This is a genomic window from Nonlabens xylanidelens (assembly GCF_002934445.1).
In the GTDB taxonomy this organism is placed as follows: Bacteria; Bacteroidota; Bacteroidia; order Flavobacteriales; family Flavobacteriaceae; genus Nonlabens; species Nonlabens xylanidelens.
The window spans coordinates 49,739-64,740 of the sequence record NZ_PTJE01000008.1; the positions used below are offsets into that span (position 1 = coordinate 49,739).

A 15,002-nucleotide genomic window follows, 5' to 3' on the forward strand; every position below is an offset into this window, starting at 1 on the left:
AGCGTTAACTTGGGATTGAATTTTTATTTGATAAGGGTGAAAGAATGTTGTTTATTTCATTTTTCCTAAAGCATTCATCATCGCTTTTCCTTTACCACCTTGCATCATTTTCATCATTTTGCTCATCTGGTCAAATTGTTTGAGCAGTTGATTTACTTCTGTAACTGTAGTACCACTACCTTTTGCGATACGTTTTTTACGAGAACCATTGATTACTTGTGGTTTTGTACGCTCTTCTATAGTCATAGAGTGTATAATAGCCTCAATACCTTTAAATGCGTCATCGTCTATGTCTACATCTTTAAGCATTTTTCCTGCACCAGGAATCATACCCATAAGATCTTTCATGTTACCCATTTTTTTGATTTGCTGGATTTGAGAAAGAAAATCATCAAAACCGAATTGGTTCTTTGCGATTTTTTTACTCAGCTTTCTAGCTTGCTCTTCATCAAATTGTTCTTGGGCACGTTCTACCAGCGAGATAACATCTCCCATACCTAGAATACGGTCTGCCATACGTTCTGGATAGAAAATGTCGATAGCCTCCATTTTCTCACCAGTACCTATAAATTTGATAGGTTTATCAACAACAGATTTAATAGAAAGTGCAGCACCACCACGAGTATCACCATCTAACTTTGTAAGGATTACACCATCAAAGTTAAGACGATCATTAAAGGCTTTTGCTGTGTTTACAGCATCTTGTCCTGTCATAGAGTCTACTACAAAAAGAGTTTCATGTGGTTTAATCGCTGCGTGTACGTCAGCAATTTCGGTCATCATTTGCTCGTCAACAGCTAGGCGTCCAGCTGTATCTATAATTACAGCATTAAAGCCATTTTGTTTTGCATATGCGATAGCCGCTTCAGAAATCTTAACCGGATTTTTCTCTTCACGATTAGAAAAAACCTCTACACCTACACTTTCTCCTACTACGTGTAACTGGTCTATTGCCGCTGGGCGATAGATATCACAGGCTACTAAAAGAGGCTTCTTACTCTTTTTAGTTTTAAGAAAATTTGCGAGTTTACCAGAAAAAGTAGTTTTACCAGAACCTTGTAAACCAGACATAAGAATAATACTAGGATTACCACTTAAGTTAATTCCAGCAACATCACCACCCATTAATTCAGTAAGCTCGTCTTTTACAATTTTTGTAAGTAGCTGTCCTGGTTTAAGAGTTGTTAATACACCTTGACCTATAGCTTTTTCTTTAGCTCTAGATGTAAATTCTTTTGCGATTTTATAGTTAACATCGGCATCTACTAGTGCGCGACGTATTTCTTTAAGAGTATCTGCAACGTTAACTTCGGTAATGCTTCCATGTCCTTTAAGGACGTGCATCGCTTTATCGAGTTTGTCAGTTAAATTATCAAACATATTTTTTGACTCAATTTTAGAAGATAGCAAAGATACTATTTCATGCCTTTAAGTTCAAGATTTTAAAGTGCTTTGTTATCAATGAAATAAAAGAGAATAAGATGTCTTTGTTGCGATTATAAATTCATCTTAAATAAACTAATAATTTTTGATGAGGTTTTTATTGAGAATAAGTGAGTTTTGAAAACGAAATGGTACTCTTAAATTATTGAAGAATACTTATAATAAATGTTAAAAACCTTAATTTGCGTATATTGCAGAAACTTAAAAAACTATAATGAAAACTCTCAAAACAGCCTTTAATTTACTCAGTTTACTCACTCTTTGTTTCATAATTATAAACTGTAGTGGTGATGACGACACTGCTGGTGATGGTACTACAGACAGTGTTACTTTAACAACATCAGTAAGTCAGTTAAATTTTAGTGACACAGCTGCAAATGAAACCTCACAAGATCGATCTTTTTCTATAACTGGTTCTTCTCTTGTGTCACAAATAGATCTTTCTGCTACTGGAAATTTTGAAATTTCTAGTGATGCGGTTAATTTTTCCAGCAACCTAAGTATCGTTCCTAACGATGTAAATGGATCTAACACGATTTATGTTAAATTCCTTCCTGATGCGATAAGTGCTTTTCAAGGTGTTGTAACCATTCAAAGTGCTGATGTTTCTACCGATTTACAAGTGGCATTAAGTGGTAATGGAGTACCTGTTATCCATAATTACCAAACCTTTAATAGAGAGCGTGTGGCATTCGGTGGTGGTTTTTCTCAAACTTCAGTGCAGTCATATAACTTACATAATGACCTTACTAATATTGAGACAATTAAAATGTATGTAAAACTAACCTGTCCAACAGGTGGTTGTGATGAGTGGGATGTTTATGCAAATGTAAAAGTGACTGATGTAGCGTCTGGAGAGCGTTATGAGTTAGCGCGATTTATTACTCCTTATTGGAATGATAATAGCCAACTTGCTAGAGGTTTTGAATTTGATGTTACCGATTTTAAGTCTCTATTAAATGGTAATGTAGAATTAAGAATAAGAACAGAATGCTGGAATGCTAGAGGTTATGAGGTAAGTGTTGATTTTGATTATATAGAAGGTACTCCAGATTATGCTTATTATGGTATTACACGCGTGTTGAATTATGATAACGGCTCTGCAGCAGGTGTTCCTTATGGAGTGGCACATACTAAAGATTTAACTAGGTCTATTTCTGTACCTGCAAATGCACAAAGCACACATTTAAGAACCATTATCTCAGGTTGGGGACAGGCAGCATCTGGAGATGCAGACGGTCGTACCTGTGCTGAGTGGTGTTTCAGAACTCATGACGTATTAATTAATGGAGCAAATATGTTTCAACACGACCTAGCACCATTAGGCTGTGCCAGTAATCCTGTGAATAACCAGGCACCAGGAAACTGGATGCCAGATAGAGCAGGATGGTGTCCCGGTATGGAAGTGCCTACTAGAATAGATGATTTTACATCGAGTATGGCTGGGACTACGTTTACTTTTGAATATGATTTTGAAGACTGGACTAACACTACTACAGATGAGTCTTTTTATCCTATATCTTCTTTTGTTGTTGTAAAAAGCGATACTCCTATAACAAGAGCAACGGTTATTGATTAGATTTAATCCAATACAATTTTTAATTCTTAATGGATATGTGTTCTCTATGCGTGTCTATTAAGATTTTTTTATTTTAATCTCGCTTTCGCGAAAGCGGAACAAGTATAAAATATGTTATTTGAGTAAAAAAATAGAGCGTTTATATAAATTATAAACGCTCTTAATTAATTTTATTTAATAATCATCATTTCTGATAAGGGTCCCAACTGCAGAGTAGCCCCAGTCTGTATAGCCATTTGTATCGTCAGACTCATTAGAAACATGTCTAGTGTGATAGATGGATAATTTATTACTAGAGGTCCATGATAAAGAATAGAATTGAGTTTCTGTCCATACACCACCAGAATCCATCCAGAATGCGTTAAGTTGACCGCCGTAACCTTTACTTACTATAACTTCTTTAGAAAAATTTTTGGCTAGGTCACCATCCTCATCTGTATCTGTCAGGTAGACATTATTATCTTCTATAAAGAGTCGTATGAAAACACTTTCGCCATCCGTACTTTCAATATTTCCTTCCCATAGTCCATCAAAGTTCTTTGCCTGCGCATAAATATTACTACTAGCCAAGCATATAATTAATGCTGTAAGAATCCATTTTTTCATAATTTAAAAGGTTTTAAGTGGGCTACAAAGTTACATTGATTTTATTTGTTTAAAAATACCCTTTACAGGGGATGTTTCTTTAATTTTTCACTCAATAACAAGTTTTTTTTAGAAAAAGGTCAATTATAAAAAAAAAACAAAAATCCCATCGAGAATAAACTCGATGGGATTTTTTATGAAATAAATAGAGAATTAGTTAATCTCTAAAACCTCTAATTCAAATACAAGGTCGTGACCTGCAAGTGGGTGATTTGCATCTACTATAATGTGATCTTCTTCTACCTGTGCAACACGCAACTGACGCTCAGAACCATCAGGGTTTTGAGAAATCAATCCCATACCTACTTCTGGCTTTACTTCCTGAGGTAATTGGTCTTTAGGTACTTTATGGAAAAGCTCTTGAATGATTTCTCCATAAGCTTCTTCCTTAGGGATTTCAATAGTTTTCTTTTCATTAACCTTCATATCCACAAGACCTTTTTCAAAACCTGGTATCAACGCTCCTTGACCTAGTTGAGCCTCTAATGGCTCTCTGTCTAAAGAACTGTCAAAAACCTGTCCGGTAGATTTTAATTTCCCTGTGTAATGCACTTTGATAGTGTCATCTGCTTTAACTTGACTCATAAAAATTGATATTTTTGTATCAGCTGCAAAGGTATGATTTACAAATACCTAAGAAAAACTATATGCATACAATCTTCTTAGATTAATAAAGACTTAACGATTAGGTCTTATTTATGAAAATAGTGGTTGTGAGATGTTGTTATTTTATGGTAGATTAGAAATAAAATTAAGATGGGATTATTTGATAAGATTTTAGGCAATGCTGGAGAGGTAGAGCATGATAAATTAATGAAAGAGTATGGACATTTGTTAATCAATGAAGAGGTTATAGAAATGGGATTTATTCTTATGAGAGATGTATTCATGTTTACCAGTCGCAGACTTATTTTAATCGATAAGCAAGGTCTAACAGGTAAGAAAATAGAAATGAAATCCATGCCTTATAAGAGTGTTTCTAGGTTTTCGCTAGAAACTGCTGGTACATTTGATTTAGATGCCGAACTTAAAATATGGATAAGCAGTGAAAATTTACCTAGTGTAAGTAAGAAATTTTCAAAAGGTGTAGATGTTTATAAAGTACAACGATTACTAGCTAGTAAGACCTGTTAATTGATTTATAGATTTAGTTCAAAAATCGAGTGGCAGTAGAGCTATTGATAAAAAGTATGAGCACATTGAAACTTTAGAGTAGTGAAACGTCCTCGATAGCTCTCTAGAATTCTAACTTTTACAGATTACGTATATTTTAATGAGTTTGCATTAGTCTTATTATAAAAAGGTAAGCACTTTACCTAACAGATTTTTTGCACCTGCATTAAGTTTGATAGGTATTTCTATTTTGTATTAAATATACGCTTTCGCGAAAGCGAAACTAATAACAATAAATATGGTTGAAAATCAGGTATTTGAGAGAAATGGCTTAATTATGCTAATAAACCGCTAAAAACCAATAAATAAGCCTATTTTTGCAGCCGCTAACAAGCGTTATTTTTATGAAAGACATTAGAAACATTGCAATTATTGCTCACGTAGACCACGGTAAGACTACGTTAGTAGACAAGATTTTACACCACTGTGAGATTTTCCGTGAGAATGAATCCACTGGAGAATTGATCCTTGATAACAATGACATCGAGCGTGAACGCGGGATTACTATCCTAGCAAAGAACGTATCGGTAATGTACAAAGGAACTAAAATCAATATTATTGATACTCCTGGTCACGCCGATTTTGGTGGTGAAGTAGAACGTGTATTAAATATGGCCGATGGTGTGCTACTTCTAGTAGATGCATTTGAAGGACCGATGCCACAAACTCGTTTTGTGTTACAAAAAGCAATAGACCTAGGTTTAAAACCTTGTGTTGTTGTAAATAAAGTAGATAAAGAAAACTGTACTCCTGATGAAGTACATGAGTCTGTTTTTGATCTAATGTTTGAATTAGGTGCTGAAGAATGGCAACTAGATTTCCCTACTGTTTACGGTAGTGCAAAGAATAACTGGATGTCTGATGACTGGAAAGATGAGACGACTAACATCGAGCCTCTTCTAGACATGGTAATCGAGCATGTTCCTGCACCTGTTGTAGAAGAAGGAACTACTCAGTTATTAATTACTTCTCTAGATTTCTCTAACTATACAGGTCGTATCGCGATAGGACGTATTAAAAGAGGTTCTATTAAAGAAGGTCAAAACGTGACTCTTTGTAAGCGTGACGGTTCTCAAACTAAAACTAAAGTCAAAGAAGTTTATGTCTTTGATGGTATGGGAAAAGCCAAAGTAACAGAAGTAATGGCTGGTGATATTTGTGCTATAGTAGGACTAGAAGGTTTTGAAATAGGTGACAGTGTTGCTGATTTTGAAAATCCTGAAGCGATGGAAACTATCGCTATCGATGAGCCTACAATGAGTATGTTGTTTACTATTAATGATTCTCCTTTCTTCGGTAAGGATGGTAAATTTGTAACATCTCGTCACATTAATGACCGTCTTACTAAAGAATTAGAAAAGAATCTTGCTCTACAGGTACACGATACTGGTAGTGCAGATAAATTTATGGTTTTCGGTCGTGGGGTATTACACCTTTCTGTATTAATTGAAACGATGCGTCGTGAAGGTTATGAATTACAGATAGGACAGCCACAGGTTATCATAAAAGAAATAGATGGTGTTAAATGTGAACCAGTAGAAGAGCTTACTATCGATTTACCAGAAGCGGTAAGTGGTAAAGCTGTTGAAATGGTTACTTTGAGAAAAGGTGAAATGACCAGTATGGCTCCTAAAGGTGAGCGTATGGTTTGTGAATTTAAAATCCCTTCTCGTGGTATTATAGGTTTAAGAAACCAATTGATCACTGCTACTGCTGGTGAGGCTATTATGAATCACCGTTTTGTAGGTTTTGAACCTTATAAAGGTGAAATCGCTGGTCGTATCAACGGTTCTATGATCTCTATGGAAAAAGGAACTTCTATTCCTTATTCTATGGATAAATTACAAGATCGTGGTAGATTCTTTATCGCACCAGGTGAAGAGATTTATGGTGGTCAGGTAGTAGGTGAAAATTCTAGACCAGATGATCTAGCAATTAATCTTACTAAAACTAAGAAACTTTCTAACGTGCGTAGTGCAGGTAATGATGATAAAGTAAAGATTGCTCCACCAGTGAAATTTACTCTAGAAGAAGCTCTAGAATACATCCAGAAAGATGAATATGTTGAGGTTACTCCTAACTTCTTGAGAATACGTAAAGTTATTCTTGATGAGGGTGAGCGTAAACGCGCAGGAAAACAACTTTCTTAATCACGGATTAAGTTAATTATATTGAAAAAGCAGATTCGCAAGAATCTGCTTTTTTTGTTTAATTATGGAAGATTTATTTTTAGATTCTAAAAATAAAAAGGCAGGAGTTATTCCTGCCTTTTAGAAAGTGAAACCCTAAATTAATAGAAGAACCTATTTAATAATCACTTTCTCAGTTGTTTTACCTTGTGCCGTATGAAAACTAACAAAGTAAATTCCTTTTTCAAGAATATCGGCGCCATCCCATTGAGAACTTGAAGTAGTTCCTTTATAGTCAGTAATTTGAATAGACTTAACTAGAACTCCATTAATAGTATGAATATCTATTTTTTTTAGTTTTTCAGATTCAGATTCAAAGTTAAGATTCATTAAGCCATCATTAGGGTTAGGACTCACACTAGTTGATTTAGGTGTTGAAATACCTAAACAAGATTTACATACCTTATCTGTCCATTTAGGTTCTCTAGAATCAGGACATATAGTTCCTATTCTGTAGCTTAAACAGTAACTACCTACAGGAATTCTAATTTGTAGGCTAGTACCAGTTACATTAACTGTTTGAGTTACTGGTCTCATTATGGAACGACAGCAGTCAGGATCATTGTATGTGTACTCTACTACATAATTGTTGTACGACGATGATCCACTCCAAGAGATGATTCCTTTATTACAATCAAAACTTGTACGTACAGGTGCTACACAAGCTTCTTGAATTACAGGACATTGTACACATTCTTTTGTTGTCCATTTAAGTTCTTTAGAATCAGCGCATATAGTTCCTATCCTGTAACTAAAACAACCAGTGCTGTTTACAGGGATAGACAGTGTTGTGGTAGAAGGACCTACCTCAAAACGTTGACTAGTTGGTAAAGTTGTTGACCTAATACAACAATCAGGATCGTTATAGTTTATCTCAATAATGTAACCTAAAGCTCCTGGTACTGAAGCCCAATCCAAAGAATTAGATCTACAACTGTATTCATGTTTAGGTGTTACAACACAATCTGAGGTTGTTACTGTAAAGAAGTCACAATCTATTTCTCCTGAAATACCTGCTGCTCTAGAGTTTGTGCAATTTGAACAAATATCTTGTACGTAACATACTTCACCACAATCAGTTTGCACTTTATGTAATATAAAGTAGAAAATACCATCTGTTATCGGACCATATGAATAGTTTAATCCAGTTTGTGAATCTACTAAGGTATAAGGCCCACCATTCTGATTTGGGCTAGAATACAATTCCCAGCTATGAGTAATACCAGGGTGATTACTATATGGATTTAATACATTGGTTGTAATATTATTGTTAAAATCCAAAGCTTTTTGGAATTCCCCAGATAATTCACTAGTATCTCCAGGTCCATTTGCCCAATATTGATAAACAAGACAACAATCTACAATTGATTTTAGATTAACTTCTTCACCTATTCTTGTAAATTCATTGTAATACAACACTTTACTTTCACACACATCAGGACAATCTTTTGATTTAAGAATATGAATAATGGTGTAATATAATCCAGATTGTGCATTTGAAATCAAATTTATCGTTGCAGGACCATTATCCTGTACACTATAAACTGGAGTATACGGGCCGCCACTAGCATTAGGGCTAGAAAGCACATACCATTCATGTGTTGGGTTAAAGCCGCTATAATCAGTAAAGCTTGAGATAGCTAATAAACCACCAGTATCTATAAATGCATTGAATGTAGCATCTTCAGGACAGCAGTCTGGATTATCAAAAATGTAATCGTTGTCTTGACCAGGGTTAGTATGAACGTCTGAATCTGCTTGAGTACCTCCGTTAATACCAAAATCTGCATTTACTTGGAAGTCATAACCTCCAGATTGCCCAACCATGTCAGCAGCATTTACAGTGAAACAAAAAGTTCCATTACTGGCAACAGTGGTAAGTGTAGTTCCTACAGAAACACCACCTTGAAGTATATCTAATTCAATAGGGTTACTAATAGTACCTGTACTACCATTCAGTTCTGGTAATGTATAAGTTCCACATACTTGTAAAGGAAGATCTTGACAAGGATCCATAGGAGTTAATTCTATATTCCCTGGTGTGTTAGTACCGCCACTACATGTATCAGTACAAATGTCATCTACATAAGCATAACCAAAGTGTCCACCTGCACCACAATCAGCTACGATTATTTCTAATGTCAACACATCATTAACCGCTCCATTAACATTCAAACTTGCGCATGTCCAATCCTGCCAAACAACTCCTTGACTAAAATTACAACCATCTACAGATGGTGGATTGTTTACAACAGTAAAAAAAGGATTACTTGTAGGGTTTGATTCTATACAAAAACGATCTAATTCATTACCATTTGCGTCTAATACTCTAGCAGTAAAGAATGGGTTACGGCTTACGAAACTTGGCGATCGAGGATCATGACCAGGTGTTTCAGAAACTAAAGCATAATTAAATTGTATTTCTTGGTTGCCGGCTTCTTGTAAGGTTATTAATTTAACCAGTTTATTTGTCCCACCACTTGGTGAACAATCAGTACTAGCACCATTATGCCCTATTGGAGCATTAATTCTTGCCGAATGACCTGTGTTGTCTCCATTAGTTGGGTCTAAAGCTGGTATTACATCATCTACATCTGTTCCATTCATAATACGAAATGTATTTGAATCTAATCCTAAGATTTCAGGATTGAAATTTAGACCGTTACCGACTGCTGGAATGATATCGCATTCTGTTTGATTTTGACCTATAATCCCAGAATTCATTGCTGATTCTCCGGAGTATGTTGAACCGAATCCTCCAAAAGTAGTTCCACCACTTTCAAAATCTCCGTTAACACATAATGGTGCCATAATCGCTTTAAAAAGAGCTACTTCATTAGGATTTTCTTTGAAGTAACGACTTCTTAAATAATCTGTTTTAAAAACAATAATTAGTTCTTCAAGAGGAGTAGCGTTAAGTTCTTCTTTAGTATGCTCATCTGCAGTTCTAAGTTGTTCTATATAATTATAGAGATGTTGTTCTGGGACAGCAGTTTCAAAATTTTCTTGAATGTAAGCCGCTATTTTTTTCTCAACTTTTAGTTGTTGTTGATAACGATCATTGTCGTTTAATTCTTGTGCATTTAACCCTGCACAGCAACTCATTATTAATAAGAGTGCTAATGAATATAATTTTTTCATGATTTGTAATTTGGTTACGTTCCTACTCTATTTATAAAAGGGTTTTCAGAAAAAGGCCCATGAATGCATTCGTTATCTTGTTCTATGAGATATAGATTTGTTACCCTAAGAATGATATTTTTTATTTTTCAAGAAAAAACAGAAGAACTTAAAAAGATCATTTTCAAGAAGAATATGTAATGAGAGTAAGCTTTCGCGAAAGCGGAACAGAAATAATAAAATAGAATTATTTAAATGATTTTTTATAAAGCCACAAGGAAATGATTCCTAAAACAAGAACTAGAATCCCTGAAATTATCCAGATATAAAGATGATTATCCTCTAGAGTAATTAAATGGTCATCTCCCATAACAATTAATGAAGACCAGTAATAAGGTGACGCATCAGACAGGCGATGTTCCTTAATGTATTTAAGTTTTGAGAGGTGTAAGGCGGTAGAGATACCTTTGCCTTCATTGATGTTTTTATAAAAATCCTCTACTATAATAGAGGTAGATTTATCGCTGGCTTTCCAAAGTGAGGCCACTACAGATTGCGATCCAGCATGAAAAAAGCCTCTGGCAAGTGTTAAAGTCCCTTCTCCCTGAATCAGTTCTCCAACTGAGGTATCACAAGCACTTAAAAATACAAGTTGTGCATTGTTCTCCAATGCATACAACTCTTTAATCTCTAATCTTTGATCATGGAATGCAATAAAAGGATCCTCTCCAGAACTAGCATGAGTAGCTAAGTGTATGACTTTATAATTATTTATTTCTTCAAGAAAAGTTTCTTTTGTGGCTAGACTATCTATATAATTATCTCCTTCAATATACTTGTTTATAGAAGTTACCTCTTCATTAGTATTATAAAGATTAGGAAGTCCAACTTGTTCAAAATTTGTAGGGGAGAAGGTTATAAGATTTTTAGAATGGACTCTTTTTAACGCGTTGTTATTTTTTGAGAAGGAATTGGAATATGCATAATTGATTTGACTTTGTTCTATCAAGTAGGTGCCTTTTTCAATATCGGTTACGAGTGATTCAAAAGGAATATTCTGTAATTGACTGTCAGTAATAAGAGTTACTTTTTTTCCTTTTAATTGACTCTGTAGCTGTTTGCTGGGAAATAGTTTGTTGTATAAATTATGTGCGGTTTTTTCAAATTTTCTTCTCTGTTCTTTAGTTTTAAATGAGGTTAATAAAGATTGAAGATATAGAGTGATATTGTCTTTTAAGGAACTCGCATTCTTGATTTCAAGGACTTGAGTGTTTTTAGGTGTAATAATTAAGCACATAAGATGATCTTTAAATACCACTTCTTGATTCCACACATAGGAAATAATTATTTCATCATCTTGAAGGTTTTGTTGCACTTCTTTTAAACTAGTTAATTGATTATCAAAGTTGTTTGCAAAGATGGATGGGTAAACCTTAATGATAGAATCATTATATCTTTTTAATTCAAGTTTCTGATTAAGAATAGAGTTGGAATAGAATTTTAAGGAAATGGAATCTAACGATTCGTCTAATTTTTGTTCATCTTGAAGAAGTTTTCTTTTCAAGAAATTTTTCTTGTTTTTAATGGAGATAGGTAAACCTGCGGAGTTTTCTATAATGTTTTCTGTTAAGAGAAGGGCTTTGTTCTTTTCACTATACAAGAAAGCTAGTTCTGGAATGTCGAGTAAATAGGAACAATAGACTACATTGTGATACACTTTTGATGCTTCTTTACGCCAGTATAATCTGGAGTTTTCTTCTCTATTAGAGGATTGTATATAATCAATTAAAGAATCAGCCGTTTGTAGATTTTTAAATGCACTTATTGCTAGATCACTATTTTTTGAAACCTCATGTTTTTGAAGCAATATTTCACCTTTTTTGGAAAGAGATGAAATAACTTCTATAAGATCACCAGCTTCTTTAAGATCGACAAGTGTGGGATGATTCAAGTCTATGTCTTTATTAGAAAAATGTATACGTATAGCACTATTTAAATATTCTATAGCTTTATCTTTTTGACCTTTTTGAAGTTCAAAATCGGTAAGGTTTCTAAAGATTCTAGACTGTGTTTCAACAGGAAGTGGATAGTTAAAACTTTTTTTCAGATAGTAATGTGCACTATCTTCTTTTTGTTTTACATACAAATTTCCTAAATTTCCATAAGCTATTCCTATTGCAATGGAGTCATTGTTTTTAATAGAATTATTAAGTAGTTCTTTGTAATAATACTGTGCATTATCAAAATCGTAAGTTTTAGAATTGTTATAGTAGTTAGCTAAGTTGTTATATAAAATAGAAAGTCTACGCTCGTTAAGGCCGCTTTTTTCTTTTATTTCTAGAACATTACTTAATGATTCTAATTCCTTTTTACGAGATCTATCAGTGTTTAAAGTGTGGTATACCTTTGATAAACTTAGATGTAACCTAGCTAGAATACCAGGTTTATTGTGATTTTCTAATAGAGAGATGGATTTAAGGTAATAGGTTTCTGCTTGATAATAACTCCCCAATTTAAAATAACAATCCCCAGATTTTTCATAAGATTGAATTGTATCGATTGAATAGATCTCACTACTAATTACTTTATGATAGTAATTAATAGCCACTTCTAATTCTGAAGTCTGCTCGTAAAAATAACCTAACTGGTATAATGCTTTATTATAACTAATGTTTTTTAGCTGCTGGTCTTCGTAGGATTTTATCTCCTTTAAAGCATATTCTATAGCAGCTTTATAATTTTTTAATCTATAGAGTTTAACAGAGAAATCATGAGCCATTTTAGCATATGTTTCTTGACTATCAGCTGTTAATAGTAATTTATCTAATTCTGGTTGAAGAAATGCGATGCCTTTATTTTCTTTAATCTCATCAAATGTGTCATGAAAATACTGACTACTTGCAAACTTAGAGAAGCCTATTGCAAGTAGCCAGAAAAGTAAATGGTGTATTTTGAATCTCAACATGTAACTTTAGTTCTCTAAAGTTACATATAATTATATTAAAGAGGATTAGTACTTGCAACATCAATTACCGTTTCATCTTCTAACCATAAAATTGGGTCTGTAGAACGACATCCTAAACATGGAAAAGTTACTTCCCATTTTTCATGATTACGTAGTGAAGTATCTATAGAAAAAGAATGCAATTGTATATGCATAGTTGATCGTATTAGTTGTTCTCTCAGTTGATTTTTTTCTCTTTCAGTCACATCTCGTTCCCATTTTATATATAATGTAGTTGTTGGAGCTCTTAAAACAGGGCTAGATATGACACTGGATTTTTCATTAATGGTAACACTATCTTCTTCTAATGAATCAACACTACAAGAAAAAGTAGTCAGAGAAATAAAAACAAGTAACAATGAGATTAATAAGGAATTTTTCATAAAATTGGGTTTTAAAATAATAGGTTCTTGAATTACTGTTCAAAGCATGTTACATTTGTTACCCATGAATTTAAAGTATTTTTTGATTCATCTATGTTTTTATAAATGACAGATAATTTAAAGTATTTAGAAGCCCTCATAAACAGTGACTCAAAAGTTATTTCTGAACTTTATTTAGAATCCTTGCCTAAGATTAAAAAATTTGTTCTCCAAAACAAAGGTGCTCCTCAAGATGCTGAAGATGTGTTTCAAAAAGCGTTGATACAAATTGCTGTACGGTACAAGAAGAATCCTTTCTCTGTAACATCGAGTTTTCATGCTTTTTTATTCACAGCTTGTAAAAATTTATGGAGACGCGAGTTAAATAAATCATCTCGATGGGTAACAAAAGATATACTAGAGGAACAACTCTATGAAAAAAATGAAGATGCACTCGCTTTACTAGAACAGGAACGATGGGAATTATTTCAAGCAGCTCTGGATTTAAGTTCGGATAGCTGTAAGTCGATTCTTAAGCTATTTTTTAAAAAAATATCTTATTCTCAAATGGTTGTAGATCTAGGGTATAGTTCAGAAACAGTAGCAAGGCAGCGTGTCTTTAAATGCAAAAAAAAATTAATTGAGCTGGTTAAAAATAGTTCCAGTTTTAATGCTTTGAAAGAGTTATGAGTACGCAAGATGATTTATTAATAGAAAAGTATTTTAGAGAATCTTTAAATGAGCAAGAGAATATTTTTCTTGAAGAAAGAAAACTCGATCAAGAGTTTAATGATCGTTTTATCCTAGAACAACATCTTTTTAAAAGTTTAGGAGATCAAGAATGGAGCTTTGCTCAAAATTTGAATAGTGAGAACGTTACTAAATATCAGAAACTGTTTGAAGCGCCAGAAATCATAATTTTGAAATCAACTCTTGAGGAGATAAGAAATAATCAAACGGTTGATTTTAAGAATGAATTTGTATGGAAGCCATTTGCTTATGCTGCCGCTGCAGTAATTTTGGTACTCATAGGAGTTTCATCATTTAATAATTCTACAACTAGTTCTCAAGAGCTTTACTCTAATTATCTAGATAAAGGAGAACTTGCTTATTCTGTTGTAAGAAGTGTATCTAATGATGTGTCTGTGGATAGTGCGCAACAATTATTCTTTAAAGGGAAATATAAAAAAGCACTACCGTATATTCAATTACAAATGGAAAAGCCAGGAGTAGACCTTCCTGCCTTTCATTTAATGAAAGGAGTATCTCTCATAGAATTAAAAAAATATAATGATGCGTTGCTTGTATTTGATCAACTTATTGCTAGTGATTATCTAGATGCACAAAAAGGATACTGGTACAAAGGACTTCTTTATTTGAAAAAAGGAGAAAAACAAAATGCTCAAAATATTTTCATGAAGATTAAAGAAGAGAAATTGTATAACTTCGAACAAGCTTCAGAAATATTAGAATCTCTAGAATAGTCA

The 15,002-nt window shown here is 33.6% G+C and carries 11 protein-coding genes; 5 read left to right on the forward strand and 6 right to left on the reverse strand.

All coding sequences use genetic code 11. The features are described from left to right. Positions 1-51 precede the first annotated feature (51 nt). A complete protein-coding gene (gene ffh / locus LY01_RS13435; protein ID WP_104516469.1) occupies positions 52-1,380 on the reverse strand; it encodes a signal recognition particle protein in 1,329 nt (442 codons plus the stop codon). Positions 1,381-1,657: 277 nt separating this feature from the next. Between ffh and LY01_RS13440 the strand changes: the two genes are divergently transcribed. After that, positions 1,658-3,022, forward strand: a complete 1,365-nt coding sequence (locus LY01_RS13440) for a peptide-N-glycosidase F-related protein (RefSeq protein ID WP_211289302.1) — start codon at positions 1,658-1,660, stop codon at positions 3,020-3,022. A 174-nt stretch (positions 3,023-3,196) separates the two neighbouring features. Here LY01_RS13440 and LY01_RS13445 read toward each other — a convergent pair whose 3' ends face one another. Then, positions 3,197-3,628 carry a hypothetical protein gene (locus tag LY01_RS13445; protein ID WP_104516471.1) on the reverse strand — a complete coding sequence of 144 codons (432 nt, stop codon included), beginning with the start codon at positions 3,626-3,628 and terminating at the stop codon, positions 3,197-3,199. A gap of 192 nt (positions 3,629-3,820) precedes the next feature. Next, on the reverse strand, positions 3,821-4,252 hold the full coding sequence (locus LY01_RS13450; protein WP_104516473.1) for an FKBP-type peptidyl-prolyl cis-trans isomerase: 432 nt from the start codon (positions 4,250-4,252) through the stop codon (positions 3,821-3,823). A 171-nt stretch (positions 4,253-4,423) separates the two neighbouring features. On the opposite strand from LY01_RS13450, the gene LY01_RS13455 reads away from it, so the two are divergent. Then, entirely contained in the window at positions 4,424-4,801 is a 378-nt protein-coding gene (locus LY01_RS13455; RefSeq protein ID WP_104516475.1) for a PH domain-containing protein, read from the forward strand. A gap of 383 nt (positions 4,802-5,184) precedes the next feature. Then, on the forward strand, positions 5,185-6,990 hold the full coding sequence (gene typA / locus LY01_RS13460) for a translational GTPase TypA (protein WP_104516477.1): 1,806 nt from the start codon (positions 5,185-5,187) through the stop codon (positions 6,988-6,990). 153 nt (positions 6,991-7,143) lie between these two features. On the opposite strand, the gene LY01_RS13465 is transcribed toward typA, so the two are convergent. The 3 genes from LY01_RS13465 to LY01_RS13475 form a co-directional block, all read right to left on the reverse strand. Further along, entirely contained in the window at positions 7,144-10,170 is a 3,027-nt protein-coding gene (locus tag LY01_RS13465) for a T9SS type A sorting domain-containing protein (protein WP_104516479.1), read from the reverse strand. Between the two features lie 226 nt (positions 10,171-10,396). Then, positions 10,397-13,114, reverse strand: coding sequence for a CHAT domain-containing protein (locus LY01_RS13470; RefSeq protein WP_104516481.1), 2,718 nt, complete (start codon positions 13,112-13,114; stop codon positions 10,397-10,399). A gap of 35 nt (positions 13,115-13,149) precedes the next feature. Then, the gene (locus tag LY01_RS13475; protein WP_104516483.1) at positions 13,150-13,536 is read right to left on the reverse strand and encodes a hypothetical protein; all 387 of its coding nucleotides are present in this window, start codon (positions 13,534-13,536) and stop codon (positions 13,150-13,152) included. A 105-nt stretch (positions 13,537-13,641) separates the two neighbouring features. Here LY01_RS13475 and LY01_RS13480 point away from each other — a divergent pair, with 105 nt between their 5' ends. Both LY01_RS13480 and LY01_RS13485 read left to right on the forward strand, forming a co-directional pair. Beyond that, entirely contained in the window at positions 13,642-14,205 is a 564-nt protein-coding gene (locus LY01_RS13480) for an RNA polymerase sigma factor (RefSeq protein ID WP_104516485.1), read from the forward strand. After that, the gene (locus LY01_RS13485; RefSeq protein ID WP_104516487.1) at positions 14,202-14,999 is read left to right on the forward strand and encodes a tetratricopeptide repeat protein; all 798 of its coding nucleotides are present in this window, start codon (positions 14,202-14,204) and stop codon (positions 14,997-14,999) included. The genes LY01_RS13480 and LY01_RS13485 overlap by 4 nt, the downstream gene beginning before the upstream one ends. Positions 15,000-15,002: the final 3 nt, after the last annotated feature.